22 protein-coding genes are annotated in these 24,747 nt (G+C 65.5%); 10 read left to right on the top strand and 12 right to left on the bottom strand.

Annotated features, from left to right (window positions below; all coding sequences use genetic code 11):
• The first annotated feature begins 73 nt into the window (after window positions 1-73).
• A complete protein-coding gene (locus FDY95_RS14670; RefSeq protein ID WP_171025687.1) occupies window positions 74-1,012 on the top strand; it encodes a hypothetical protein in 939 nt (312 codons plus the stop codon).
• A gap of 57 nt (window positions 1,013-1,069) precedes the next feature.
• Here the strand turns inward: FDY95_RS14670 and FDY95_RS14665 are convergent, their stop codons facing one another.
• From FDY95_RS14665 to FDY95_RS14655, 3 genes are all read right to left on the bottom strand, one after another.
• Window positions 1,070-2,950: a glycoside hydrolase family 2 protein gene (locus FDY95_RS14665; RefSeq protein ID WP_138078768.1), complete on the bottom strand. Its 1,881-nt coding sequence runs from the start codon at window positions 2,948-2,950 to the stop codon at window positions 1,070-1,072.
• A gap of 113 nt (window positions 2,951-3,063) precedes the next feature.
• A complete protein-coding gene (locus FDY95_RS14660; protein WP_138078766.1) occupies window positions 3,064-4,206 on the bottom strand; it encodes a glycoside hydrolase family 53 protein in 1,143 nt (380 codons plus the stop codon).
• Window positions 4,206-5,486, bottom strand: coding sequence for an asparagine synthetase B (locus FDY95_RS14655; RefSeq protein ID WP_138079013.1), 1,281 nt, complete (start codon window positions 5,484-5,486; stop codon window positions 4,206-4,208). The genes FDY95_RS14660 and FDY95_RS14655 overlap by 1 nt, the downstream gene beginning before the upstream one ends.
• Window positions 5,487-5,756: 270 nt before the next feature.
• Between FDY95_RS14655 and FDY95_RS14650 the strand changes: the two genes are divergently transcribed.
• From FDY95_RS14650 to FDY95_RS14640, 3 genes are read left to right on the top strand one after another with little or no spacing between them, the layout of a single operon-like run.
• Entirely contained in the window at window positions 5,757-7,007 is a 1,251-nt protein-coding gene (locus FDY95_RS14650) for an ABC transporter permease (RefSeq protein ID WP_138078764.1), read from the top strand.
• A gap of 18 nt (window positions 7,008-7,025) precedes the next feature.
• Window positions 7,026-7,889, top strand: coding sequence for a hypothetical protein (locus FDY95_RS14645; protein WP_138078762.1), 864 nt, complete (start codon window positions 7,026-7,028; stop codon window positions 7,887-7,889).
• 46 nt (window positions 7,890-7,935) lie between these two features.
• Window positions 7,936-8,559, top strand: a complete 624-nt coding sequence (locus tag FDY95_RS14640; protein WP_138078760.1) for a helix-turn-helix domain-containing protein — start codon at window positions 7,936-7,938, stop codon at window positions 8,557-8,559.
• 32 nt (window positions 8,560-8,591) lie between these two features.
• Here FDY95_RS14640 and mtaB read toward each other — a convergent pair whose 3' ends face one another.
• Entirely contained in the window at window positions 8,592-9,941 is a 1,350-nt protein-coding gene (gene mtaB, locus FDY95_RS14635) for a tRNA (N(6)-L-threonylcarbamoyladenosine(37)-C(2))-methylthiotransferase MtaB (RefSeq protein ID WP_138078758.1), read from the bottom strand.
• Between the two features lie 127 nt (window positions 9,942-10,068).
• Here mtaB and FDY95_RS14630 point away from each other — a divergent pair, with 127 nt between their 5' ends.
• Entirely contained in the window at window positions 10,069-10,941 is an 873-nt protein-coding gene (locus FDY95_RS14630; protein ID WP_138078756.1) for a pirin family protein, read from the top strand.
• Window positions 10,942-10,948: 7 nt separating this feature from the next.
• On the opposite strand, the gene FDY95_RS26975 is transcribed toward FDY95_RS14630, so the two are convergent.
• From FDY95_RS26975 to FDY95_RS14610, 4 genes are all read right to left on the bottom strand, one after another.
• The gene (locus FDY95_RS26975; RefSeq protein ID WP_138078754.1) at window positions 10,949-11,608 is read right to left on the bottom strand and encodes a hypothetical protein; all 660 of its coding nucleotides are present in this window, start codon (window positions 11,606-11,608) and stop codon (window positions 10,949-10,951) included.
• A gap of 236 nt (window positions 11,609-11,844) precedes the next feature.
• Window positions 11,845-12,198 carry a hypothetical protein gene (locus tag FDY95_RS14620; protein WP_138078752.1) on the bottom strand — a complete coding sequence of 118 codons (354 nt, stop codon included), beginning with the start codon at window positions 12,196-12,198 and terminating at the stop codon, window positions 11,845-11,847.
• 41 nt (window positions 12,199-12,239) lie between these two features.
• Window positions 12,240-12,632 carry a hypothetical protein gene (locus tag FDY95_RS26345; protein ID WP_171025686.1) on the bottom strand — a complete coding sequence of 131 codons (393 nt, stop codon included), beginning with the start codon at window positions 12,630-12,632 and terminating at the stop codon, window positions 12,240-12,242.
• A 32-nt stretch (window positions 12,633-12,664) separates the two neighbouring features.
• Window positions 12,665-14,533: an LTA synthase family protein gene (locus FDY95_RS14610; protein WP_138078750.1), complete on the bottom strand. Its 1,869-nt coding sequence runs from the start codon at window positions 14,531-14,533 to the stop codon at window positions 12,665-12,667.
• A 288-nt stretch (window positions 14,534-14,821) separates the two neighbouring features.
• On the opposite strand from FDY95_RS14610, the gene FDY95_RS14605 reads away from it, so the two are divergent.
• On the top strand, window positions 14,822-17,008 hold the full coding sequence (locus FDY95_RS14605) for a glutamine synthetase III family protein (protein WP_138078748.1): 2,187 nt from the start codon (window positions 14,822-14,824) through the stop codon (window positions 17,006-17,008).
• A gap of 182 nt (window positions 17,009-17,190) precedes the next feature.
• Here FDY95_RS14605 and FDY95_RS26340 read toward each other — a convergent pair whose 3' ends face one another.
• Genes FDY95_RS26340 through FDY95_RS14590 form a run of 3 tightly spaced genes read right to left on the bottom strand, consistent with a single transcriptional unit; the run spans window position 17,191 to window position 19,064 of the window.
• On the bottom strand, window positions 17,191-18,018 hold the full coding sequence (locus FDY95_RS26340) for a hypothetical protein (protein ID WP_171025679.1): 828 nt from the start codon (window positions 18,016-18,018) through the stop codon (window positions 17,191-17,193).
• Window positions 18,018-18,518, bottom strand: coding sequence for a glycine-rich domain-containing protein (locus FDY95_RS14595; protein WP_138078746.1), 501 nt, complete (start codon window positions 18,516-18,518; stop codon window positions 18,018-18,020). Before FDY95_RS14595 ends, FDY95_RS26340 begins: the two co-directional genes overlap by 1 nt.
• 33 nt (window positions 18,519-18,551) lie before the next feature.
• Window positions 18,552-19,064 carry a hypothetical protein gene (locus FDY95_RS14590; protein ID WP_138078744.1) on the bottom strand — a complete coding sequence of 171 codons (513 nt, stop codon included), beginning with the start codon at window positions 19,062-19,064 and terminating at the stop codon, window positions 18,552-18,554.
• Between the two features lie 167 nt (window positions 19,065-19,231).
• Between FDY95_RS14590 and FDY95_RS14585 the strand changes: the two genes are divergently transcribed.
• The 3 genes from FDY95_RS14585 (at window position 19,232) to FDY95_RS14575 (ending at window position 21,798) form a co-directional block, all read left to right on the top strand.
• On the top strand, window positions 19,232-20,206 hold the full coding sequence (locus FDY95_RS14585; RefSeq protein WP_138078742.1) for an NAD(P)H-quinone oxidoreductase: 975 nt from the start codon (window positions 19,232-19,234) through the stop codon (window positions 20,204-20,206).
• Between the two features lie 172 nt (window positions 20,207-20,378).
• Window positions 20,379-21,065 (top strand): MarR family winged helix-turn-helix transcriptional regulator, encoded by a 687-nt coding sequence (locus FDY95_RS14580; RefSeq protein WP_171025685.1) that lies wholly within the window; start codon window positions 20,379-20,381, stop codon window positions 21,063-21,065.
• Between the two features lie 73 nt (window positions 21,066-21,138).
• Window positions 21,139-21,798, top strand: a complete 660-nt coding sequence (locus FDY95_RS14575) for an NAD(P)H-binding protein (RefSeq protein WP_138078738.1) — start codon at window positions 21,139-21,141, stop codon at window positions 21,796-21,798.
• Here the strand turns inward: FDY95_RS14575 and FDY95_RS14570 are convergent.
• Complete coding sequence (locus FDY95_RS14570) at window positions 21,779-22,246, bottom strand: hypothetical protein (protein WP_138078736.1); 468 nt, start codon at window positions 22,244-22,246, stop codon at window positions 21,779-21,781. The two genes, FDY95_RS14575 and FDY95_RS14570, sit on opposite strands and share 20 nt — an antisense overlap.
• A gap of 223 nt (window positions 22,247-22,469) precedes the next feature.
• Here FDY95_RS14570 and ispG point away from each other — a divergent pair, with 223 nt between their 5' ends.
• Complete coding sequence (gene ispG / locus FDY95_RS14565) at window positions 22,470-24,566, top strand: (E)-4-hydroxy-3-methylbut-2-enyl-diphosphate synthase (RefSeq protein ID WP_138078734.1); 2,097 nt, start codon at window positions 22,470-22,472, stop codon at window positions 24,564-24,566.
• Window positions 24,567-24,747 lie beyond the last annotated feature (181 nt).

The raw sequence follows: 24,747 nt of genomic DNA, 5'->3' as shown, positions 1-24,747 counted from the left end.
CCTGCTGGGCTTCGGACTACCCGCTGCGGCCCAAACGCCTGAAAAAACGGCCGAAAGCACTGTGCCCGACACCGTGCGTAGCACCCTCACGGCCCGGCACCGACGCGTGCCCGGCTCCACGTTCTACGTGCAGGCCGCCCCGGGCTACGCGCCGGAAGAGTCGCTCAATGGCCTGGCCCGACCCGATGGCTCCCTGCTGGAAGTGCTGCGCGTGAGCGAGGGGAACTTCCTGAAAATACGCGGCCTAGTGGTCGAGCAGTACCTAGCTGGTCGCGCCAAGGAAGTGCGGCAGCACGAGCTGCAGTTCAACGGCTACCCGGCCGTATTTGGCGAAGGCGCCAGCCTGGAACCGGGCAAAGACCTGATGATGCTGGCCTTCGGCGACTCGGCCAGCTTCACGCTGGTGTTTGGCCTCTACCCCGATAACGACGCGGCGGCCGAAGCCGAGCTGCGGCAGATGCTGCTCACCGGCTACTACGACCCCCAAGGGCAGGTGCCGCCGCTGGAGCTGGCGCCCTTCGTCCTCAGCCTGACCGGCACGCCCTACCAGCTGCTGGAAGTGCGCCGCGCCGACAAAACCTACGTGTTTGGCCCGGCGGGCAGCGCCGGCGCCGTGCCCGATACGTTCGCCACCCGCTTTTCCGTGCAGGTGCTGCCGCCGCTGCCCGCCGAAGAAGCCCGGCTGCGGCTGCTGCGCCTGGTCCGGGCCCTGACCACGCCCGGTGCTACCCTGCAGAGCCAGGAGCGGCAGCTGCCGTCCGGTTCGGGCTACGAAGTCAGCGGCAGCAGCACGCTGCGCGGGCGGCGCAACAGCTTTTACCAACTCATCCGCACCGACGAGGACGCTACGCTGATTTTCCACGGCGTAGTGTTTGGACCGCCGGCCTCAGCGGCCAAACCAGCGCCAAAGAATCCGGTGAAGGGTAAAGTACCAACTGCCAAGCCGGCTGCCGTCACCGATCCGGTGGCGGACTTTCGCAAAGTGGCCGCGACGCTGCGGATGAAGCGGTAAGCGTGTCAGTGTTTGTTGGTACAAGCGCTTGTTATGGCGTCAATTCAGGGCTGTAGCCTACACTATTGGTTTAGGTGTGGCAGGCGGCGGCTCCGGCTTAGTGCGTGAGTCCAGCAGCCCCGCCGGCACCGACAGCTCGCCCGTCTGCGGGTCGATCAGGCCGTTGCGCTCATCCTCGATGTTGGTGGCCTGGGTGTACACATCGCCGGCAATGGGGCGCTGGCGCAGCTCGTGCTTGAACTGCCGGATCTGCTCGGTGCGGGCGGCCGCGTCCTGGGGGCCGCCGTAGTCGGAGAAGCCGAAGCCGCCCCACTCGCTGACGATGAGCGGCACCTGATGGCGGTAGAAAAACGGGTCGCCGACCACCAGCGGAAAGGCCGCCACGCCCTCCAGCTGGCCGGCGGTGAGCTGGTCGAGCAGCTCGCGCCAGCGGTCCAGGGCGGGCGTATAGAGGTGGGCCGTGAGCAGGTCCGACTTCAGCCGACCCTCCCAGGAAATGTGCTGCCAGCCGTCGTTGTCGACCACCAGGAACTGCGGGTGCTCCAGGTGCATGTAGTGGTAGGTGTCGATGATGTAGCGGCGGGTGGCGGCGTTGGAGGCAATGTCCTGGGCGCCCCAGTCCTCGTTGTAGAGGCTCCAGATGACGATGGACGGGTGCGTTTCCATCAAAGCCAGCATGCGCAGCAGCTCGGCGCGGTGGTTCTGGCGGCTGCGCGGGGTGGAGGAGTGCGGACTGGGCACTTCCACCCACAGCAGCAGGCCCAGCTCGTCGGCCAGCTGGTAGATGCGCGGGTCGACGCCGGCAATGTGTACGCGCACCAGGTTGCAGCCCAGCTCCTTCATGGCCCGGAAATGGCGGCGTATTTCCTCGTAGCTGGCCGTGCCGGGCTGGTAGAGGATGCCGTCGAGGTAGGTGGGCTCGTTGTTGAGGTACACGTAGCGGCCCCGCGCCTCGATCTTGCGCAGCCCAAACTGCGCCTCGATGCGGGCTGCGTACCCGTGCTCGTCGATGAGCTCGGCCACCAGGCGGTAGAGCTGCGGGTGCTCCGGCGACCAAAGCTCCGCGCCGGGCACTTCCAGCACCACGCGCTGCTGCTTCTGGCCCGCTTCCAGCCGCAGCGGGAAGTCCGACGAGGCCAGCGGCTCGGTGGCGGGGCCGTGCCCGTTGGGGCGCTCAAACACCTGCAGGCGCAGCGTGTACTGGCCCGGGTCGTGGATGCGGGTAGCCACATTGAAGCGCACCAGCCGGTCTTCCACCAAGCTCACCACGCTCACGCGGGAGCGGAGGCGGTTGCGCTCCACCACTTCCAGCCACACCGAGCGCACGGCCCCGGTGTAGGTCTGGTACCAGATGCCGCCGCGCTTGTACACGTGCGACTCCTGCTTGCCCCGCGGTGTCTCGGCGTCCATCGTGTCGGCAATGCGCACGGTGAGACGGTTGACGGGCAGCAGCAGGCTCTCGTCCAGCTCGAAGGAAAACGAGGTGTACTCGCCGTAGTGCACGTCTTCGCCCTCGATGGTGCGCAGCGGGCGGCCGTTGAGCCACACCCGGGTTTCGTAGCCGCAGGCCCCGAAGGTGAGCTGATACATGCAGCGCCCGCCGGGCTCGGCGCAGGCCGGCACGGTGAATTCCCGCTCGTACCAGGCCACCACCTGGTCGTGCCAGCGGGCCGGGTCGCTCAGGCCGCGGGCTTCGGCCAAGTGCATTTCCACCGAGCCGGGCCAGGTGGCCACGTGCTCGTAGTCGCGGCCGAGGTACCAGCTTTCGTTGAGGCCCGCGTCGTCGGCGTCGAGGGCAAAGCGCCACTCGCCGTCGAGCAGCATCACGTTGTTGAGGCGCAGCACCGCCCGCGGCAGCGGGTTGGGCGCGTCTTCGATGGGCGTTTTTTCTTCGGCGCTGGCGGCCGAGAGGCCGTAGTTGACGTGGTCCGTATCCATGCAGGCTGGGGTGGGTGCAGCCCATTCAAACGCATAAGCCGCGCCGGCGGATACCCTCAAAGCATTACCGATGGAATTTAGGCCCGGGCTCGAGGGCCGCGGGAGCGGCGGAGTTAATTGGCACCGAAGGCCTCCAGCGCCGGCACGCCCGCGTTGGTGAAGTCGAACAGGGCCTGGTTTTCGGCGGCGGAGCCGTTGGTGGCCGTGGGGCCTTTAAAGGCCACCCAGTCGGGCGCCCAGTAGCAGAAGCCGAGGCCGTGGCCGCCGGGTAACTCCTTGATTAACTGACGAAGCGCTAGTAGGTAGGCTCGCTGCCCGGCCGGCGTCGCGTCGTAGCCCGGCACCAGCTGATCGGCCTGCCCGACGGAGTTATGGGTATAGTCGTTCCAGCCTAGCGTGAAGGGGTAGGCCGTTTCCACCACCAGCAAGTCCTTGCCGAAGCGGTTGACCAGGCCCGTCAACTGCTGCTGCAGCGTGGCGAGGCTGCGGCCGTGAAACTGCGGGTAATACGACAGCGCCTGCACGTCGTAGGCCACGTTTTGCCGCTGCATCTGGTCGAAGAAAAACTCGGCCCCGACGGGCCCGGCGAAGTGCAGCACCGTGCGGATGCGGTGCGCGGGGTCGGCATCGGTCACGGCCTGCAGGCCGCGCCGCAGCAGCGCCGCCAGGGCCGGGTAGTCACTGGCCGACTGAATGCGGCCCTGCGGCCAGAGCATCCCGCCGTTTATCTCGTTGCCAATCTGCACCAGATCGGGCGTGGCCTGCTGGGCCTCGAAAGCGCGCAGCACGCGGCGGGTGTACTGGTACACGCTGTCCTGCAACGCCGGAGCCGCGAGGTTTTGCCAGGCGCGGGGCGGGGCCTGCTGGCCGGGGTCGGTCCAGGTATCGGAGTAGTGCAGGTCGAGGAGTACGGCCAAGCCGGCTTGGCGGGCGCGGCGGGCGTAACCAACGACCTCGGCCAGGTTGCTGTGCCCCGATGCCGGGGTGTGCCACAGGCGCAGGCGCACCAGGTTCAGGCCGCGCCGCTGCAGCAGCGCCAGCGGCGTGCCGGTCTGGCCCTGGTCGGTAAAGCGGGTGCCGGCCGCTTCAATCTCCGCCGAAAACGACAGGTCGGCCCCGCGGTAGAACGTGGGGGCGGTAGGCGTTGGATCAGGAGCGGGGGTGGGCGAGGACTGGCAGCCCGCTAGGGTAAGCCCCACTGACAAAAAAGCCGCGCCGAGGCCGGCGCGGCTCCATTTGGTAAGGAAAGATGGCATCAGGTTTTTTGCTTTTTCTTTTTGGCCGCCGGAAACAGAATATTGTTCAGAATCAGGCGGTAGCCCGGGGAGTTGGGGTGCAGCGAGAGGTCGGTGGGCTCTTCTTCCACCAGGTGCTGGTAGTCCTCGGGGTCGTGGCCGCCGAAAAAGGTCCAGGTGCCCTTGCCCAGCTCGCCGTGCATGTAGCGCACCTCGCCCGAAGTCTTGTTTTCCCCGAGCACCAGCACGTCGGACTTGATCAGGGACTTGCGGAAGGCCGTGGTCTGGCCCATGAAGCCTTTCACGGTTTTCTCGTGGTCCTGGGTGAGCATGGTGGGCACCGGGTCGTTTTTGGCCGAGAAGGTGAACAGCTGGAAGTAGTCGTTGTCTTCGCCTACGCCCCGCTCGTAGGGCTGCATGTCGATGTTGCTGTACTCGTACTGGTACGGGTCGCGCACGATCTGGAAGTCCTTGAAGGCCAGCGTGCGGTTGTAGTTGAGCTTCTGCTGGGCCTGCGGGTCGGCCGGGTCGCCGTCGTACATGCTCTCCACCAAGTCCACGCCCAGGCCGGCCAGGGCAATGTCGTAGGTATCGGTGGCCGAGCACATGGCAAACAGGAAGCCCCCGCCAGCCACGAATTCCTGCATCTTGGTCACCACCGAGGCCTTCATCTGCGACACTTTGCCGAAGCCGTGGCGCTTGGCGGCGGCTTCGGAGTCGCGCTGCTGCTGCTGGTACCAGGGGCGGTTGCGGTAGGAGGCGAAGAACTTGCCGTACTGCCCGGTGAAGTCCTCGTGGTGCAGGTGCAGCCAGTCGTACTTGGTGAGCTTGCCGTCGAGCACCTCGTCGTCGTAGATTTCGGTGTAGGGAATCTGGGCGTAGGTCAGCACCAGCGTCACCGCGTCGTCCCAGGGCTGCTTGCCCTTGGGCGTGTACACGGCAATCTTGGGCGCCTTCTCCAGCTTCATCACGTCCATGTTGGCGTTGGGGTCGGCTATCTGGCCCAGGATGCCCGCGTACTGGGCGTCGCTGATAACCTGGTAGCTCACCCCGCGGATGGCCAGCTCCTGCTCCATGCCCTGCATGGCCGGGCAGGCAAAGGCCCCGCCGCGGTAGTTCAGCAGCCAGTCTACCTCCACTTCCTTGGTCAGTAGCCAGTACGCCGCGCCGTAGGCCTTCAGGTGCTCCTTTTGGGCCTCGTCCATGGGAATCAGAATCTCGCTGGCGCGCACCGCCGCGGGCAGCAGCGTGGCGAGCAGCAAGAGCCCGCCGGTCAGCAAACGATTAACAACACTATGCATCACAAGGCAAAAGAAGAAGGAAACGGCCGGTTCGTTGCATTCCTGAACGGCGGCGGGTCGCTCGGCGTTCCGCCGAGGTGGCGGCAGTGGTTTTTGAGGCCAACCAGCCGGCCGCGCCAGCAGCCTCCTGCGGGCCGGAAGCCGGCCAAACAAATGTAGCGAAACGCCTACAGGTTTACCCCAAAGCCATTACCTTTCGGCGGGCTGATTGGGCAGGTGCTGTCCCGCGGCCGTTGGTTGGTTTTGTTGGCTTTTTGACCCCCGGTAGGCATGCATTTGCTGGAAAACATTCGCGAAGCGTTCCGTTCCATTCAAAGTAACCTGCTGCGTACCGTCCTGACGGCACTCATCGTGAGCATCGGCATCATGTCGTTGGTGGGCATCCTCACCGCCATCGACGCCATGAAGGCCTCGCTGAACTCCACCTTTGCCAGTCTCGGCGCCAACTCCTTCGACATTCAGGCCAAGGGCTACAGCAACCAGTTCCGCCGCGGCGGGGTGCGGGGCAAAGTATACCCGGCCATCAACTACCTGCAGGCCACGCAGTACAAGCAGCAGCTCGGTGAGGAAGGCCGGGTGGGCATTTCGGCCTTTATCCGCGGAGCGGTGAAGGTGAAAGCCGGCACCGAGGAAACCAACCCGAACACCAACGTGGTGGCCGGCGACGAAAACTACCTGCTCAACCAGAGCTACAACCTCGCTTCGGGCCGCACCTTTTCGCAGCAGGAGTTGGAAAGCGGCGGCAGCGTGGCCATCATCGGCGCCGAAATCCGCGAAAAGCTCTTTGGCAGCGGCTCGGAGGCTCGGGCCCTGGGCAAGTACGTGTACCTGCTCGGCCGCCGCTTCCTGGTGGTGGGCTCCCTGGAGCGCAGCGGCTCGGGCATGGGCGGCGGGGGCGGTGCCGACCGCATGGTGCTCATTCCGCTGACCACCGGCAACCAGATGCCGCGCCAGCAGGCCCTGACCTACGATATCAAAACGGCCGTGGCCCGACCCGAAAACCTGCCCTTCGCCATGGACCAGGCCCGCGGCCTGATGCGCGCCGTGCGCCACGACCGGCTCGGGCAGGAAGACAGCTTCGAGATGGAAAGCAGCGACTCGCTGGCCGGCAAGCTCGACAGCATGTCGGGCAGCCTGCGCATCGGCGGGGGCGTGGTGGGCTTCATCACCCTGCTCGGCGCCAGCATCGCCTTGATGAACATCATGATGGTGTCGGTGACAGAGCGCACCCGCGAAATCGGGGTGCGTAAAGCTCTTGGCGCCACTTCCCTGCAGATCCGCCAGCAGTTCCTGATCGAGGCCATTGTCATCTGCGTGATGGGCGGGGCCTTCGGCATCGTGCTCGGCGTCTCGGCCGGCAACGCGGTGTCGCTGCTGGTGGGCGAGGGGGGCTTTCTGGTGCCCTGGCTGTGGATGACGGTGGGCCTGGTCATCTGCATCACCGTGGGCCTGGCCTCGGGCTATTACCCGGCCAGCAAGGCCGCCGACCTGGACCCCATCGAGGCGCTGCGCTACGAGTAAATCCGCGGTTGCCCGGTCATGAAACAAGTGCTGTGCGCGTGGCTGGCGGCCGCGCTGCTGAGCGGGGCCGGGGCTCAGGCCCAGGTAGCGCCAGGTAGTCAGGCCTCCGTTGCGCCCGTAGCTACCACCGGCCCGGCCGCCCGCTTTCAGGTGCCCCAGGTGAAGCTACCCAACGCGGCCGTGGCCCGGCGCATCAACCAGGAATTGCTGCGGCTGGTTGTGGAGCAGCACGGGCTGGAAAACGCCACGGCCAGCCCGCGCCAGTTGCTGACCGCGGCCGCCCGCGAGTGTTGCTACGACGAGCTAACGGAACGCTGGCGCGCGGGCGGCAACGGCCTGACCGAGCTGGAATACACCGTGCTGCTGAACCAGGATTACCTGCTGTCGGTCGAGTTTCAGCTCTACTACCAGGGGCTCAACTACCCCGCAACCCAGCATCTCACGTTTGATCTGCGCACCGGCAACCTACTTCGCGTAACCGATCTGCTGGCCGATTCGCCGCTCCAACTGCGCCGCCGCCTGCGGGCGGCCGTGAGTCGGCGGCTGCGCGAGGAGTTGTCGCAGGTAGCCGCCAATTACGGCGACTCGGCCACGGTGGCGCACGTAGCGGAGCTGTACCAACTCGCCAACTGGAACGCGGCGCCCGCCCGCGGCCTAGCCGAAGATCTGGCCGCGCCGGATGAAGATTTTCCCGAACACCTCGAATTCGCCCTGACGCCGAAGGAGCTGCTGCTGTTTCATCCGGTGGGCATGTCGCGCCTCGACTTCGAGTTTCTGCCCGACGAAATGTACCGCTTCCCTTACGAGCGGGTACAGCCCAAAAGCCTGCTCGTGCCAATAGCGCGTAAGGCCGGTGCCCCGAAGCCCAGCCGCAAGAAGTAGGAATAGATTTTGTTTGTACATTTGTTCTGTAAAACCATTTGGGTATATGGCAAATGTAGAAACAGTTGGACAGCGTTTTACTCAGCTGATCCAGGCAGTGGGGCTTTCAAAAAACGCATTTGCGTTATCATTGGACAAAACGGCAACGGTTATTCAACACATTGTGGAGGAGCGTAATAAGCCGGGGTTTGACCTTTTGTGTAAGGTATTTGATGTGTATCCAAATGTGTCAAAAGATTGGCTGTTGCAGGGTTTTGGCCAAATGTATAATGACGCCGAAGCAGCACAAAACGCGGTAACACCACGCGTCGACGCGGGACAGCCCGAGGACCTGCCGGTACCTGATACCACTGCAGCTGCCCACGTGCGGGCGGCCGAAACGACGGCTTCTGCGGCGGTGCCCGCAGAACAAGACGTAACCAGCGCTGCCCCCGCGTCGCAAGCCGAGCCCGTGGCACCAGGTCCCGCGGCTCAACCCGCTCCACCCCTGCCTGTACCCGCCGTAGCCCCGGCGCCTAACTGGGAAGCCGCGCTTTATGCTCAGCAGCTGCAGCATCAGCTGGCGTTGGCCGAGCAGCGCAACCAGCACTTGCTGGAGCAGCAGAAGATGCTGCTCGACCAGCAGCGGATGATGCAGCAAATGATGGAAATGCTGCGGCCGGCGCGCTAACAGCAGCACGTTTGTCAGCGGTATCAGGTTGGTTAATGTGCCAGTACCTCGAAGCCCAGCTCTTCGGCTTCCATCAGGCCCGCGGCATTGACCTGCGTGAGGCGCACTTTCTTCAGTTCGCCCACCAGCAGCGGGTCGTAGTTGGCCACCACGCGGATGTAGTTCGGCGTGAAGCCTTCCATGCGGCCGTCGGGGCCCAGGTCGTCTTCGAAGAGCACAGTGGTTTCCAGGCCCAGGTGCTGCTCGTAGAAAAAGCGCTTCTTCTTTTCCGAGAGGCTGCGTAGCTGGGTGGTGCGCTCGTGCCGCACGCGGTCCTGCACCCGGCCGGGCAGCGTAGGGGCCAGGGTGTTGTCGCGCTCGGAATAGGGGAATACGTGCAGGTAGGAAATCGGCAGCTCGTTCAGGAACTGGTAGGTGTCCCGGAAATCGGCCTCTGTTTCGCCCGGGAAGCCCACGATGACGTCGACGCCGATGCAGGCGTGGGGCATGACCTCCTTGATGAGGGCCACCCGCTCGGCGTACAGCTCGCGGCGGTAGCGGCGGCGCATCAACCCCAGTATTTTATTGGAGCCCGACTGCAACGGAATGTGGAAGTGCGGCATGAAGCGCTCCGACTGGGCCACCGTGCGGATAATCTCGTCGGTGAGCAGGTTTGGCTCGCAGCTGCTGATGCGAAAACGCTGAATGCCTTCGATTTGATCGAGGTGTTTTACCAAATCGGTAAACGTTTCGAGCCGCTGCCGTTCCGCGCCCTGCAGGCCAAAGTCGCCCAGGTTGACGCCCGTCAGCACGATTTCCTTCACGCCCGTGTCGGCCAGCTTCTGCACGCGCTCCACCACGCTCTGCACCGAGCCGGAGCGGCTGTGGCCGCGGGCCAGCGGAATGGTGCAGAACGAGCAGCTGTAGTCGCAGCCGTCCTGCACTTTCAGAAACGTGCGCGTCCGGTCGCCGAAGCTGTGGGCGGCGTGAAACTCGGTGGCCTCCGAAATCGGCGAGGCAAACACCTGCCCGGGCTGCCCGGCGGCGGGCTTGCTGAACGCGGTTTCGGCCAGGATTTCGGCCAGGCGGAATTTTTCGGCGGCACCGAGCACGGCGTGGACGCCAGGAATCGTGGCAATTTCCTGGGGCTTGAGCTGGGCGTAGCAGCCCACGATGGTCACGTAGGCCTCGGAGTTGTGCTTGAGGGCCTGCTGCACCACCTTGCGGCACTTCCGGTCGGCGTGGTCGGTGACGGAGCAGGTATTGATGACGTAAACGTCGGCGCCCTGCTCGAAGGCTACTTTCGCGAAGCCACGCTCCTCGAACTGCCGGCCCAGGGCCGAGGTTTCGGAGAAGTTGAGCTTGCAGCCCAGCGTGTAAAAGGCAACGGTGCGCGTGTTCATAGGATCGGCAAAGATACAACGCCGGCCGGGGTCGTGGTTCCGCCGGTTACTCCGTAGTCACTGATGCCGGTCTGATTTTGCGGCCGGGCGGTGTGCGTCGCTGGGTTTTCTGTGGTTGTTTTGCGCCATGACGCTCCGTACGCCCCAGCCGCCCCAGCCCGCCCGCGCCGCCGACCTCGACGGCGTGCCCATGCACCACGCCCTGCCAGTGGGGGCGCTGGAGCAAATCGACCCGTTTCTGCTGCTCGACCACATCGGGCCCGTCACGCTGGAGCCCCACAACGCCGGCCTGCCCTTCGGCCCGCACCCGCACCGGGGCTTTGCCACCGTCACGCTGGTGCTGGCCGGAGCCGTGCTCCACCACGACAGCCGCGGCAACCGGCAGACGGTAGGGGCCGGCGGGGTGCAGTGGATGACGGCGGCCCGGGGTATCATTCACGCCGAAAACCTGCCGCGCGAGCTGCGCGAAACGGGCGGGGAGCTGGAGCTGCTGCAGCTCTGGATCAACCTGCCGGCGGCGCTGAAAATGGAGCAGCCCGCCTACCAGGGCCTGCCCGCCGAGCGGCTGCCGCAGGTGGTGTCGGACGAGGGCCGGGCCCGGCTGACGGCCGTGGCCGGCAACTGGCCTGCAGCTGCCGGACCGGCGCAGCCCCTGCACCCGGTGCAGCTGGCGCTGCTGCAGCTGCAGGCCGGTGGCCGCTACGAATGGCGCGTCGACGAGCCGGCCAACGCCTTCGTGTACGCGGTGCGCGGCACCGTGCGGGCGAACAACCAGCCCCTACAGACTCGCGAATTGCTGCCCCTGGCGGCCGACGGCGACACCGTCGAGCTGCGGGCCGAGGCCGACGCGCTGCTGCTGCTCGGGGCCGCCGCGCCCCTCAACGAGCCGCTGGCCCGGCAGGGCCCTTTCGTGATGAACACCACTACCCAACTCATGGAAGCCGTGCGCGACTACCAGATGGGGCGTATGGGCATGCTGATGGAAAGCGAAACGCGCTAGGGCTGCTTTAGTCAGCTACAGCCGCTCCATTGCCTCCGCCCAGAACAGCCGCCAGCGCGGCAGCTTCAGCCTGTAGCCCGGCGGCCTGGGCGCGCAGGCGGTGGTAGCGCGTCGTCTCCTGCACCGACAGGGGTCGGGCGCGGCGCTGCAACCAGCCCCGCAGCCAGCGGGTGTGGTCCGTGGCGCGGTTGGGGTCGGTGGGGTCGGCGGCCTGCTCCAGGGCGGCGGCCAGCGCCTGCCCGGCCGGGGTGGCGGGTAGCGCGGTACCCGGCTCGGGCGGGAGCAGGGCGGGCAAGGCGGCCTGCCAGCGGGCGGCGGTGTGGGCGCGGGCCGCCAGTTGCTCGGCCTCGCCAAGCAGCCGGGCGGCACGGTGCAGGCACTCGCGCCGCCGAAAGTCGAGGTCGGCCGCGTCGGGCGCGGGCGTGGCGGGCGGCAGGGGGGCGGCGGGGTCAGGCACTGCCACCACCACCGCAGGCGGGGGCAACTGGTGCAGCAGCGGCCCCAAAGCCACGCTGACGGAGTAGGTCATGGAGCGGCGGCCCGTAGCCAGGTCGCGTACCAGGGAAGGGCTGATGCCCAGGTAAAGGGCTAACTGGTCTTGCCGAAGCCCAAACCAGGTCTGAATGCGGCCGACAAGTGAAGTAGCAGGGGCAGAGCGGCGGGGCATAGGATGCGGCGGAAAATTTGCGCGGTATTCCTGAATTTACCGAAATACCGCGCAAAAGCAACGCCGAACCTTGCGCGGTATTATGGACTTTTTGCGAATACCGCGCAAAGTCATTGGCGGAGGCGACTGGTTGCTAGACCTCTGCTGTTGGTGAGTCTACCGGATAGCTAAGCCTATCAAACCTACTACCGTCACCCAGCGGTCGGAAATTCGGTGCCAGCATCTTCCCGTTCCCTTTACTTACTTGCTCCTTCCTCTATTGCTTGCAGGACCCGTTGCGCCTGATGGGCCACCTCCCGCCACCTGGGGTCAGCTAGAATCTCCGCGTCGGACCCCGGTTCCTGGTAAGCTCGGAGTAACTGGTCCAGCAGGATCATTTCCTGTCGTACGGCAGGCGCTAGGCCCGTTTGCGGCCACGCTTGCTGGGCCAGAAAGGCAGCAAAGGCATTGTCGTCGTAGAGGGTGCAATAGGTTTCGACAAAAGAAGATATTTCGGGGCCAGTACCCAGCCAAGCACGTTGTTGAAAGACCAGATCTGCCACGTCACCGATGGCCGCAACGACTCGTTCGGTCCAAGAAGTAAGGTCCATATGGTGCTGTTTGCCAACCCGGAAAGTTATATAACGCCAAGTTAGAGCAAGGCGCTGGTTTTCGATTCCGCCAGTGCCCCGCCCAGCCGCTGCCGCAGCAGCGCCATCAGGCCCGGCAGATCCAGCGGCTGCATGTCCGCCGCCGTCACCAGCGGGGCCACCTGGCCGGCTTCGTCCTCGATGAACACCGCCGACAGCGGCTGGCCCACAAGGGCCGGGTACGTGTCGGGCAGCTGGTCGCGGTAGAGGAAGCGGGCGGGCAGGGGCAGGGTCCGCAGAAACGCCTTCCATTCGGGGCGCATGCTGGTCAGGCCGTAGGTGAGGCCGCACAGCGTGCAGGGGTAGGTGCCGGGCGAGAGGACCTTATGCAGCGAATCGAGCAGGGCGTGGCCCGGGCCGGCGGTGGCGTTGTAGACGAAGAGCAGCTGGCGCATGGGACGGAGGCGGACGAAACGGCGGGCCGGCTTCAGCGTCGCATAAAATCGGCAAACGACTCCTGCTGGTACGCCTGGCCCTGGAGCAGCTGCCGGTCTTTCACGGCCGGCGCCCGGTACATCAGCCGGTGCGCCACGTTGTCCATGGTCAATTCCCCGTCGGGCGTCATCATGCCGAAGCCGTCGGTGAAGCAGTAGAAGGCAAAGCCGCCGGGCGCCGCGGCCGGGGCGGGAGCCAGCAGGTTGCGGCTCCAGGCGTAGTCGCGGGCGGGCAGGCCGAGCTGAGTGAGCAGGGTGGCGGCCACGTCGGTCTGGCTGCCGAAGGTGCTTACCTGGCGGCCCGCCGCCTCGGGCCGCAGGGCCCCGCCGGTGAGCAGCAGCGGAATCCGGAACTTCTCCGGCGACTGAATGGCCGACCAGCCCGGCTGCGGGTGGCCGTGGTCGGCTACGATGACCACCAGGGTATTCGACCACCAGGCTTCCTGCCGGGCGGCTCGCAGAAACTGGCCCAGGGCGTGGTCGGTATAGGCCACCGAGCTGCGGAACTGGTTGTCGGGGTCGGGGCCGGGGAAGCGCGGGCGCATGGGCACCTCGAAAGGCTCGTGGCTGCTCAGGGTGAAGGCCGTGACGAAGAACGGGGCCGGCTGGGGCTGGCGCAGGTCGCGCAGCAAACGCCCGAGCAGCACGTGGTCGTGGGCGCCCCACTTCGAGTTCTGGTCGCGCTGGTGGAAGTCCTGCCGCTCCACCAGCCGCTGGTAGCCCCCGGCCAGCAGGTAGGATTTCATGTTGGCAAAAGCCAGCTCGCCGCCGTAGTAAAAGGCCGACTGGTAGCCCTGCCGGCCCAGGGTGCGGGCCAGGCTGGGTAGCCCCTCGGTCTTGCGCGGGTACTTGATGATGCTGGTGGTGGGCTGGTTGGGGTAGCCGCTGAGCAGGGCTACGATGCCCTTCTGGCTCCGGTCGCCGCTGGCGTAGAGGTTGCGGAACGACACGTCCGTGCGCGCCAGGCTATCGAGGGTGGGCGTGACGCCCGGCTCGCCGCCGAGGTGGCCCACCAGCTTGGCCGTGAAGCTTTCCAGGATGATAAACAGCACGTTGGGCCGCGGGGCGCGCAGCAGCCGCACCGGCGCCGAATCGGGGGCGGGGCGGTACAGCTCGGCCACCACGCGGCGGGCGGTGCTGTCGGGCAGATACACGGTAGTGCTGGGCTGCACCTCGCCCAGCTGCAGGGACTGCACCACGTTCCAGGGCACGTTGATGGCCGCGTGGTTGGCGAAGGGAAACTTCGTGGAGAAGTACACGTCGCTCTGGTTGACCGGAATCTGCTGCACGCCGCCGCGCAGCGGCACCACCACCAAGGCTATATACAGGAGGCCGACGAGCACCGCCCGCCAGCGCGGAAACCAGGCCGGGGCCAGCGGCAGCGGCGTGAGCAGGCGCCGGTACAGCCCGTAACCCGCCGCCAGCAGCCCCAGAAAAATCAGCGTCAGCAGCAGCAGCGGGGCCGAGCCGGCCGAGGCTGCCATTTCGCCCGGGGTGTCGAGGTACTGCAATGGGGTGCTGTCGAGGCGGAAGCCCCAGGCCTTGTACAGCTCCAGGTCGACGGTGGTCAGCAGCCCGACCACCACGCCGGCCAGGGCCGTGTAGGCGCCCACGGCCTTGGCGCCGCGCCAGCGCGGAAACAGGCCGCCGAGGGCCAGCAGCAGGAAGGCCGGCAAACTCAGGTAGGCCGCGGCCGAGCCGTCGAGGCGCAGGCCGTAGAGAAAGGTGCGCGCCACGGTGCCCGCGTCGAGGGCGGCGGTGTGCGGCGCGTAGTGGTAGAGGAGGAAGACGGCGCGCCCGAGGGCGAACAGCAGCAGCCAGAACAGAAAATAGCGCGGCTGGTAATGAAAACGGTTTCTCACGGGCGGAGTGCGAAGCCGCAAAGGTAACGGCCGCGCCCGTGCCGCCGGATACATAACTATTGATAGTCCCTACTATTGATAGCCCCTTACAAAAGGACGGTTGGTTCGTACTTTTGTAAAGGGTTTGGCCAACGGATTGGTAACTATTTTAGGGGGTGTGGTCGATGAAAACGTTTGCGTAGTCGAAAATGGCCCTAAAAAAACAGGGGGTAGTTGCGAAAAATAACTTTCGCTTCTACCTTTGGCCCTATCAAAAGCATTTCCCCGCTTTTTAACCTTTCCCGTTTCGTGGCAACCCTCCGTTTTCGTGCTTTGAATTTGGTCGACCAGCGCAAACCCGTGCCGGTGACTTCCTCCGAACGTCGCTCTGAGTCGTTTGGTCGCAATGTGTTCAACCTGGAGGCCATGCGGGCCACCATGTCGGGCGACTATTTCAAGAAACTGCAGGCGGCCATCAAGCAGGGCCAGCCGGTGGAGCGCAGCGTGGCCGACGCCGTCGCCGGCGCCATGAAAACCTGGGCCATGAGCAAGGGCGCCACGCACTACACGCACTGGTTCCAGCCCCTGACCGGCGCCACCGCCGAAAAGCACGACTCGTTTTTTGACCTGAACTCCGACGGCCGTCCCATCGAGAACTTTAAAGGTTCGGCGCTGGTGCAGCAGGAGCCCGATGCCTCGTCGTTCCCCAACGGCGGCATCCGCAACACCTTTGAGGCCCGCGGCTACACCGCCTGGGACCCGACTTCCCCCGCCTTCATCCTGGAAACCGCCGGCGCCAAAACGCTGTGCATTCCGACCATCTTCGTGGCCTACACCGGCGAGGCCCTCGACTATAAAGCCCCGCTGCTGAAGTCGCTGGCCGCCCTGGAAGCCGCCGCCCTGCCCATCTGCCACTACTTCGACAAGGACGTGCAGCGCGTGAACACCACGCTGGGCATCGAGCAGGAGTACTTCCTGGTCGACAAGGCGCTGTACTCGGCCCGTCCCGATTTGCTGATGACCGGCCGCACGCTGTTCGGCCACGCCCCGGCCAAGGGCCAGCAGCTCGAAGACCACTACTTCGGCTCGATTCCGCCCCGCTTCCACGCCTTCATGCTGGAGTTTGAGGAGGAATGCAACAAGCTGGGCATTCCGCTGCGCACCCGCCACAACGAAGTGGCCCCGCACCAGTTTGAGTGCGCCCCCACCTTCGAGGACGCCAACCTGGCCATCGACCACAACCAGCTCCTGATGGACGTCATGGACAAGGTGGCCGACAAGCACGACCTGAAAGTGCTGCTGCACGAGAAGCCTTTCGCGGGCGTCAACGGCTCGGGCAAGCACAACAACTGGGCAATGAGCACCGACACCGGCGTGAACCTGTTCTCGCCCGGCCGCAAGCCCAAGGAAAACCTGCAGTTCCTCACTTTCTTCATCAACACGGTGAAGGCGGTGCACCAGCACGCCGATTTGCTGCGCGCCAGCATTGCCTCGGCCTCCAATGACCACCGCCTCGGCGCCAACGAGGCACCGCCGGCCATCATGTCGGTGTTCGTGGGCAAGCAGCTGTCGGAAGTGCTCGACGAGCTGGAGCGCAACGCCAAGCTGCCCCTCGACAAGGGCGACAACCTGTACCTGAAGCTGGGCATCGACAAGATTCCGCCCATCCTGCTCGACAATACCGACCGCAACCGTACCTCGCCCTTCGCCTTCACCGGCAACAAGTTCGAGTTCCGCGCCGTGGGTTCGTCGGCCAACTGCTCCTCGGCCATGACCGTGCTCAACGCCATCGTGGCCGACCAGCTGGAGGTGTTCCGCAAGGAAGTGGACGCGCTGATCGAGACCGGCCGCAAAAAGGAAATGGCCATCATCGACGTGCTGCGCCAGTACGTGATTGACTCGAAAGCCATCCGCTTCGAGGGCAACGGCTACAGCGACGAGTGGAAGGACGAGGCCGCCAGCCGCGGTTTGTCGAACGTGCCGACCACGCCGCCGGCCCTCGACGCCTTCGTCACGGAGCCCTCTTCGCAGTTATTCGAGCGTTTGGGTATATATTCGCACGTTGAACTGCACGCCCGCCACGAAATCCTCCTCGAGGATTACATCAAGCGGGTGCAGATCGAGAGCCGCGTGATGGGGGATTTGGCCGTAAACCACATTATTCCGACCGCGGTAGCGTACCAGAACAAGCTCGTGCAAAACGTGCGCGGCTTGCGCGAACTGGGCCTCGATGACGAGTACTCGCAGGTGACTGTGGACTCCATCAAGGAAATTTCGCGGCGCATCGCCACCATCAAGAACACGGTGGGGGAGATGATTGACGAACGGAAAAAAGCCAACAAGCTAGAGGATACGCGCGAGCGGGCCCTGGCCTACGGCGCAACTATTCGTCCGCTGTTCGACGTCATTCGTCGGCAGGTTGACAAATTGGAACTTCTAGTGGCCGACGAAGATTGGCCCCTAGTAAAATACCGCGAGCTGCTCTTCTTGCATTAGCAGCCGCCGGTGCAACCGGTTCGAATTCGGGTGGGAATGCAGTTCGACCGGTTCGCCACTAAGCCCGTTGGCCCCGCAGCAAGTGCGGGAGCCGGCGGGTTTTTTCATTTTTAGTCGGTTTTACGTGCCGACGACCAAAGCCCGGTCTGCCAGTTCTGGCGGCCGGGCTTTTTGTTGACCGGTTAGTCGCCACCGCAGCCCCCGCACCCGCTGCCGCTGCAGCCGGAGCAGCCCGAGGAGCAGCCGCTGTCGCCGCCGAAGTCCCCACTGGCCCCGCCGCCGCCGGAGTGGCCGCCGCCAAAGTCCGCCCCGCCGCCGCCGGGGCTGTCGGAACCGTCGCTGGAGCTGTGGCCGCCGCAGCCGCCAATGCCGGCAGCCCAGTCGGAAGAACTGAAACGCTGCTCGCGCTGCGCCCGCAACGCCCGCAGAAGCTCCTGGTCGAAAAGGTGCAGCTCTGGCGGCGGGGCCATACCGGCCAGCAGCGCGCTGCCGTAGAGCGGCGGCAGCAGCTGAACCATATCCGGGTCACCGGCGGCTACCTGCGCCATAAGCGCCTCCGTTTCCTGTCGCAGTATTATGCCTAGGTCGATACCTTGGTCGGTCAGCGCAAACGACTGGACGAGCTTGTGCCAGCCGTTGCGCCGCACGCAGCCCTGCAGGCCCGGCGCTTCGGTCACCAGCTGGCGGAAATTGGGCGGGGCAGGCAGCTCTTCCAGCAGCACGCCCACGTAGTGCCGCAGCAATATCATCTGACGGGCCTCGGGCAGCACCTGTAGCAGCGGCAGCTCGTGGGGCCGGGGCCGGTGGGCCAGCCAGGCGTCGCCGGGGCGCACGTAGTAGCAGGGGGCGGGCGGGTCGTAGGGGGAGGCCTGGAAAGGGCGGTTTTCGAGCCGCAACACGTCGCGCAGCACGAGGTCGGCGAAGGTGAGACGCAGCATGTGGCGCACGGGCGCCTGGGCCATGCGCTGCAGAATGAGGATTTCGGCGGGAGAGAAACGGGCCAGCTGCATCAGAAACGACGGAAGAAGCGGAATTTGGGCAGCAGCCAGTAGCGGCCGAGGTTGACGCGCTGGAAGTTGATGTCGCCGAAGCGCGTGGGGCTGTCGGGCCAGAGGTCGGCGGGCGGCGCGTGGCCGAAGGTGTGGGCGTACAGTTCCTGGGTACGGGCGTACCAGTCGGTAAACTGGGCCTGCTGCTGACTGCCGCCGCGGGTAGGGCCGTGGTGAATGGCGCGGCCCAGCGTGTCGCGGCAAAAGTCGTCCCAGTAGGAGCGGGTGTAGAGCAGGTGCAGGTGCCAGACCTGGTCGATCTGGTCGGAGGGCGTGAGCAGGTGCTCGGCCACGCAGAGCAGCAGCATGAAGCGCTTGTACTCGTGCACAGCGCGCAGGCTAAAGCTCAGCGGCCAGCCGTTTTCGCGGGCCAGGCGGTCGGTAAAGGTGAGGGCCGCGTGCGGGTCGTCGAGCTCGAAAGCCTCGATTTTCTGCCAGAGCGCGAGGTGGTCGGGGCGCATGGGGCGGCGTGGTGGGCGGACGAGCTTTGTACGCTACATAGCCCCGGCCGTTGGTGCGGCGGCCGGCAGCTCCGGCAGGTCGTGCTCCAGTACCTCGGCTTTGGAGCCGAAGTCTGGCGCCACGGCCCGGCGCAGGCGGTTTTTGAGCTCGTCGAGGGTCTGGCGCACGTTCGTGACGGTGGGGTGTTGCTGCAGCTTGGCGGCGGCTTCGGTCTTGAGCACGGCCCGCACGATTTTCTCCACCACGAAGGGCAGAATCCAGCCGACCACGTTCGAGGCCAGCACCCCGCGCAAACCCAGGCGGGCCAGCAGCCGGATGGTCATGCGCTCCAGCAGCAGGGCTTTCACGGCCGGGGCCGCCTTGTCGGTCAGAAAGTCGGCCACCACCCGGGCATTGCCCTTCTGCACTTCGGCGCGCAGCACTTCCTGCACCGATTCGGCGGCCGAGCGGAAGGCTTTGCGGAACAGCGGGCCGGTTTGCCAGGCGCGCAAACCCAGGGCGCGGGTGGCGTCGAGCAGGGTGGGGAAGATGGCGGGGGCTTTCATCAATGCCAAGAAACGCAAAAGCCGGGGAAAGGTGACGCGGCCGGCGGCAACGGAATTAGCCCGCAGGAGACGCGGAAGCTTGCGCGGAGGGCGCAGAATCGTTCTATTGCGCGGCCATGCCGTATACCCCGGCCTGACGTACGCCCTTTCCACTGACCTGACCTAGCATGCACGCCATTGTCATCAGCCGCCCCGGCGGCCCCGAAGTTCTTGAGCTTCAGCACCTCGACGCCCCGCAGCCCGGCCCCGGCCAGGTGCTAGTGCAGGTGTTGGCCGCCGGCGTCAACCGCCCCGACGTGCTGCTGCGCCAGGGCAAATACGGCGGCGCGGGCGAGGTGGCGGGCACGGTGCCGGGCCTGGAAATAGCCGGCGTGGTGACGGAAGTGGGCGCGGGCGTGACGCGCTGGCAGGTGGGCGACGAAGTGTGTGCCCTGCTCACGGCCGGCGGCTACGCCGATTACGCCGTGGTGGACGCCCGCCACTGCCTGCCGGTGCCCGCTGGCTGGCGCATGACGGAGGCCGCCTCCCTGCCCGAAACCGTGCTGACCGTGTGGCACAACGTGTTTCAGCGCGGCGCCCTGCAGCCCGGCGAGACGCTGCTGGTGCACGGCGGCAGCAGCGGCATCGGGGTGACGGCCATTCAGCTGGCCCGGCTGCGGGGCTCGGAGGTGTACGCCACGGCTGGCTCCGACGAAAAATGCCGCGCCTGCGAGGCCCTGGGCGCCACCCGCTGCTTCAACTACCACACCGAGGACTTCGAGGCCGAGCTGCGGGTGCGGGGCGTCGATGTGGTGCTCGACATGATCGGGGGCGACTACACGGCCAAAAACCTGCGCCTGCTGCGCGACGACGGCCGGTTGGTGTTCATCAACGCCATGAAGGGCGCCCAGGCCGAGTTCAGCGCCCTGGAAGTGATGCGCCGCCGCCTGACCATCACCGGCAGCACCCTGCGCCCGCGCTCGGCCGATTTCAAGGCCGCGCTGACCGCCGAGGTGGAGCGCCACGTGTGGCCGCTGCTGACCAACAAGCAGTTCAAGCCGGTGCTATTCCGTAAGTTTGCCCTCCGCGAAGCCGAACTGGCGCATCGACTCATGGAAAGCAGTGCCCACATCGGCAAGATTGTGCTGCGCGTGAATCGTTAAGCCGAGGCCCGGGCATCAGCCTTGGCGAATATTTATTGCCCGAATGCAAACGCGACGGGGCTGTGCCCGTACGCCGGCTTATGGGGCGGTTTTGCAGCTCTGCAAGCCGCGCTACTCTCTTTTTTGCCGCCGCCTACGTTGCCGGGCGGTGGTTTCGCTCACCTCGTCCGCCATGGATTACTCGTTGCTGAAGCAGTTGCTCGACCAGGTCGAAGCCTATGAGCAGCACCAGCAAGTCAGCCACAGTGCCCCGGCCAAGCTGGCGCATTTTGCCGCGTGGCTGCATGCCCGGGCCGTGCTGACGCCCGCCGCCCACGAGCCGCACGCCGACGAGATGCACCGCTCGCACGAAACCGTGGAGGTGCAGATCAGCAAGCTGGTGGTGTTCATGAACCGCTACGCCCGCGTGTACAGCCGCCTGGCCCTGGCCGGCACGCCGCTGCTCACCATCGACGACTTTGCCTACCTGGCCAGCCTCTACCGCGCCCAGCCGCTGAGCAAAACCGAGCTGATTACCCGCAACGTGCACGAAAAAGCCTCGGGCACCGAAGTCATCAAGCGCCTGCTGGCCAACGGGCTCATTGCCGAGCAGGCCCACGCCACCGACCGCCGCCGCAAGCAGCTCACCGTGACGCCGGAAGGCCACGCGGTGCTGCGGCAGGTGGTGGGCCGCATGACGCAGGCCGCGCAGATTGTGTCGGGCGACCTGAACGCGGAGGAGCGCCAGCAGCTGCTGTATCTGCTGCGGCGCCTCGACCGGTTTCACCTGCCCATTTTCCTGGCCCCGCGCCCCGAGAGCTTCGAGGAGCTGCTGCTGCAGTGGGAGCCGCTGCGCCAGCCGGCCAAGACGGAACGGTAACCCCGGGCGCAGCCCGGCAGTACACGTCAACGGGCAGCGACGACTGCCGCCCGTTGAACCTGACCGTACCCGCATGAAGAAAACGGCCCTCGTTATCGGCGCCACCGGCCTGGTGGGCGAATACCTGCTGCGCCAGCTGCTGACGGATGCGCGCTTTGAGCGCGTGAAAGTATTTACCCGCCGCCCCACCGGCTACCACAACCCCGCCAAGCTCGAAGAGCACATCGTCGACTTCGACAAGCCCAGCGAGTGGCAGGAGCTACTGCAGGGCGACGTGCTGTTTTCGGCCCTGGGCACCACGCTCAAGCAGGCCGGCAGCCAGGAAGCCCAGTACCGCGTCGACCATACCTACCAGCTGCAGACGGCCGAGCACGCGGCCCGCAACGGCACGGATACTTACGTGCTGGTCTCGGCCGCCGGGGCCGATAAGGACTCGGGCATCTTCTACAACCGCATGAAGGGCGAGCTGGAGCGCGACGTGCAAACGCTGGCCTTCGCCCGCACGCGCATTCTGCAGCCGGGCGTGCTGGCCGGGCCGCGCGAAAATTCCCGAGGGCTGGAAAAGCTGGCCATCGGCGCGGCGGCGCTGCTGGGGCAGCTGCCGCTGCTGCGCAAGTACCGGCCCGTCCACGGCCGCACGGTGGCCCGGGCCATGATCAACGCCAGCTTCGACGAGGAAGTGGGCGTGCAGGTCGATACCCTGGAAGACGTCTTCAAGCGGGCCGGGGAGTAGGCGCGGGGCCGCCGTAGCGCACCCCGATGCTGCTGCCGCCGCTGCGCGCGTCGTAGCCCACCCACACCTCGCCCCAGTCGAACTGCCAGCTGCCGTCCGAAGGGCCTAGCTGCGTGCTGAGCCACTGGTGAAACTCCTGCGCCTGCTGCCGCTCGGCGGCCTCGTTCCAGTCGGCCCAGGTGCGGGGGCGCGTGTCGACGGGGTAGAAGGCCAACTGCCACTGCACGAAATAACGGCCGACCAGCCACAATACCAGATTGGCCCGCCACGCATCCTGTTCCAGCCGCACGTGGTACTGCTGCCAGCCGTTGCCCATATCGTAGGGCGTGATGGTGGCCGTGGGTAACAGCCGGGGCAGCTCGGCCGGGGTCGTGGTGTCGGTGATGACGCCGGCGCTGAAATGCAGTTGGCCGGTGTGCCGGTCGAGGTGGATGGGCGGAGTGGGCATGGGGGCTAAGGTCAGCATAAAGGCACGTCGTGTCGAGCTGGTCGGGACAGTTCGACATGACGATAGTAACCTCAACGACGGAATTACCATCCGGCGAGATGCCTCGCGGGGCTCGACATGATGTTCGGATAGCATTCCGCCACCCGCAAACCCTCGTACCTTTGCCCGCTGGCAACTTTGCCGCCCGGAATGCGGTTTTTGCCCCGACTACGTTACCCCGCGCATGAGCACCTCCTCGGAATCCAAGATTTACTGCCCCAGCCTCACCGAATACAAGCGCCGCGAGGCCCGCGTCGTCAACATCGGCGACCTGCCGCTCGGCGGGCACCACCCCATTCGGGTGCAGAGCATGACCACCGTCGATACCATGGACACGATGGGCTCGGTGGAGGAGACGCTGCGCATGGTGGCGGCCGGCTGCGAATACGTGCGCATCACGGCCCCCAGCATGAAGGAGGCCCAGAACCTGCTCGAAATTAAGAAGGAGCTGCGCAAGCGCGGCTGCAACGTCCCGCTCATTGCCGACATTCACTTCACGCCCAACGCCGCCGAGCTGGCCGCCCGCATCGTGGAGAAAGTGCGCGTGAACCCCGGCAATTACGTCGACAAGAAGAAGTTCCAGACCATCGAGTACACCGACGCGGAGTACCAGGGCGAGATTGAGCGTATCCGGGAGCGGTTTCGGCCGCTGGTGCAGATCTGCAAGCAGTACGGCACGGCCATGCGCATCGGCACCAACCACGGCTCGTTGTCGGACCGCATCCTGAGCCGTTACGGCGATACGCCGCTGGGCATGGTGGAATCGGCGCTGGAGTTTCTGCGCATCTGCGAGGACGAGAACTACTACGACGTGGTCCTCTCGATGAAGGCCTCGAACACGCAGGTGATGGTGCAGGCCTACCGCCTGCTGGTGCAGAAGCTCGACGCCGAGGGCCTGCAGCCCTACCCGCTGCACCTGGGCGTAACCGAAGCCGGCGAAGCCGAGGACGGCCGCATCAAGTCGGCCGTGGGCATCGGCACGCTGCTGGAAGACGGCCTGGGCGACACCGTGCGCGTGAGCCTTACCGAGCCCCCCGAAGCCGAAGCCCCCGTGGCCCGCATGCTCATCGACCGGTACACGAATCGGGCCGCCGAGGCGAAACCCATTCTGGGTTTAATTAATAATGAAGAATTAATAATTAATAATGGGTCGAAAAACGGCGCGGCTGAAACGGAAGAATTAAGAATTAATTCTTCATTATTAATTATTAATTCCCAAATCCCCATCGACCCGTACCAGTACCACCGGCGCCCGACGCACGAGGTGCTGAACATCGGCGGGACGAACGTGCCGCGGGTGCTGGCCGATATTTCGCGCCTGCCGCAGGTGGAATACAACGACCTGCGCTGCGTGGGGCACCTGTACTCGGCCTTCCTCGACAAGTTCCAGATGAACGACCTCGGGGCCGACTACATCTACACCGGCCAGCGCCCCATTCCGTTCATGCTGCCCAACGGCCTCAAGGAACTGGTCGACTACTCGGCCTGGCTGGACGGCGGCCAGCGCGCCGACCATTTCCCGGTGCTGACCCAGAGCGAATATGCCGTGGCCGCCGCCAAGCATTCGGAGGCCAACTTCGTGTTCCACAACCTGGACTCGCTGACCTCAGCCGCCATCGACCAGCTGCGGGCCGATAAGACGGCCGTTGTCATCCTCTACACCGACAACGCCCACGCCATGCCCGAAATCCGCCGAGCCTTCTTCCGGCTGCTGAACCTGGGCGTGACCAATCCCGTCATCATCAACCGCCAGTACCCCGACCAGGCGCCCGAGCAAACCCAGCTCTACGCCGCCACCGACGTGGGCGGCCTGCTGCTCGACGGCCTCGGCGACGGGGTGGTGCTCAGCACCGAAAAGCTGCCCGACGCCGACCAGCAAACCTGGCTGGCCCGCCTCGACGCGCTCAACCAGCTCAGCTTCGGCATTCTGCAGGCGGCGCGCACGCGCATGAGCAAGACGGAGTACATCAGCTGCCCCAGCTGCGGCCGTACGCTCTTCGATTTGCCCGAAACCACCGCCATGATCCGCCGCCGCACCGACCACCTGAAGGGCGTCAAAATCGGCATCATGGGCTGCATCGTGAACGGCCCCGGCGAAATGGCCGACGCCGACTACGGCTACGTGGGCGTGGGCCGGGGCAAAATTGCCCTCTACCGCGGCCAGGAAGTCATCAAGAAGTCGGTGCCCGAAGAAGCGGCCGTGGACGAGCTGATCAACCTCATCCGCGAGGATGGCCGCTGGGTGGAGCCGGTAGCGGTGGAGGAGCCGGTAGGGGTGTAGGTAAGACTTATTCGCGCAAAAAGGCCGTCATGCTGAGCTTGTCGAAGCATCTTTACCGCTTCGTTGGCGGCCGAGAACCTCACCCCCAACTCCTCTCCAAAAGAGAGGGGAGCGGGTACTATCTGACGAAGCGGTAGAGATGCTTCGACAAGCTCAGCATGACGTTCTGGATACGTCACCC

The organism is Hymenobacter jeollabukensis (genome assembly GCF_005771675.1).
Taxonomy (GTDB): domain Bacteria; phylum Bacteroidota; class Bacteroidia; order Cytophagales; family Hymenobacteraceae; genus Solirubrum; species Solirubrum jeollabukense.
The sequence above is the reverse complement of the archived record's forward strand: the minus strand, read 5'-3'. Positions and strand labels throughout refer to the sequence as shown.

Excerpts from the sequence above, each read along its gene's own strand:
- FDY95_RS14580 (WP_171025685.1), top strand. The coding sequence starts at position 20,379 with ATGGATTACTCGTTGCTGAAGCAGTTGCTCGACCAGGTCGAAGCCTAT.
- FDY95_RS14570 (WP_138078736.1), bottom strand. The coding sequence starts at position 22,246 with ATGCCCACTCCGCCCATCCACCTCGACCGGCACACCGGCCAACTGCAT.
- FDY95_RS14630 (WP_138078756.1), top strand. The coding sequence starts at position 10,069 with ATGACGCTCCGTACGCCCCAGCCGCCCCAGCCCGCCCGCGCCGCCGAC.
- FDY95_RS14590 (WP_138078744.1), bottom strand. The coding sequence starts at position 19,064 with ATGAAAGCCCCCGCCATCTTCCCCACCCTGCTCGACGCCACCCGCGCC.
- FDY95_RS14595 (WP_138078746.1), bottom strand. The coding sequence starts at position 18,518 with ATGCGCCCCGACCACCTCGCGCTCTGGCAGAAAATCGAGGCTTTCGAG.
- FDY95_RS14640 (WP_138078760.1), top strand. The coding sequence starts at position 7,936 with ATGGCAAATGTAGAAACAGTTGGACAGCGTTTTACTCAGCTGATCCAG.
- FDY95_RS14645 (WP_138078762.1), top strand. The coding sequence starts at position 7,026 with ATGAAACAAGTGCTGTGCGCGTGGCTGGCGGCCGCGCTGCTGAGCGGG.
- ispG (WP_138078734.1), top strand. The coding sequence starts at position 22,470 with ATGAGCACCTCCTCGGAATCCAAGATTTACTGCCCCAGCCTCACCGAA.
- FDY95_RS26975 (WP_138078754.1), bottom strand. The coding sequence starts at position 11,608 with ATGCCCCGCCGCTCTGCCCCTGCTACTTCACTTGTCGGCCGCATTCAG.
- mtaB (WP_138078758.1), bottom strand. The coding sequence starts at position 9,941 with ATGAACACGCGCACCGTTGCCTTTTACACGCTGGGCTGCAAGCTCAAC.
- FDY95_RS26345 (WP_171025686.1), bottom strand. The coding sequence starts at position 12,632 with ATGCGCCAGCTGCTCTTCGTCTACAACGCCACCGCCGGCCCGGGCCAC.
- FDY95_RS14575 (WP_138078738.1), top strand. The coding sequence starts at position 21,139 with ATGAAGAAAACGGCCCTCGTTATCGGCGCCACCGGCCTGGTGGGCGAA.
- FDY95_RS14660 (WP_138078766.1), bottom strand. The coding sequence starts at position 4,206 with ATGCCATCTTTCCTTACCAAATGGAGCCGCGCCGGCCTCGGCGCGGCT.
- FDY95_RS26340 (WP_171025679.1), bottom strand. The coding sequence starts at position 18,018 with ATGCAGCTGGCCCGTTTCTCTCCCGCCGAAATCCTCATTCTGCAGCGC.
- FDY95_RS14650 (WP_138078764.1), top strand. The coding sequence starts at position 5,757 with ATGCATTTGCTGGAAAACATTCGCGAAGCGTTCCGTTCCATTCAAAGT.
- FDY95_RS14655 (WP_138079013.1), bottom strand. The coding sequence starts at position 5,486 with ATGCATAGTGTTGTTAATCGTTTGCTGACCGGCGGGCTCTTGCTGCTC.
- FDY95_RS14620 (WP_138078752.1), bottom strand. The coding sequence starts at position 12,198 with ATGGACCTTACTTCTTGGACCGAACGAGTCGTTGCGGCCATCGGTGAC.
- FDY95_RS14585 (WP_138078742.1), top strand. The coding sequence starts at position 19,232 with ATGCACGCCATTGTCATCAGCCGCCCCGGCGGCCCCGAAGTTCTTGAG.
- FDY95_RS14665 (WP_138078768.1), bottom strand. The coding sequence starts at position 2,950 with ATGGATACGGACCACGTCAACTACGGCCTCTCGGCCGCCAGCGCCGAA.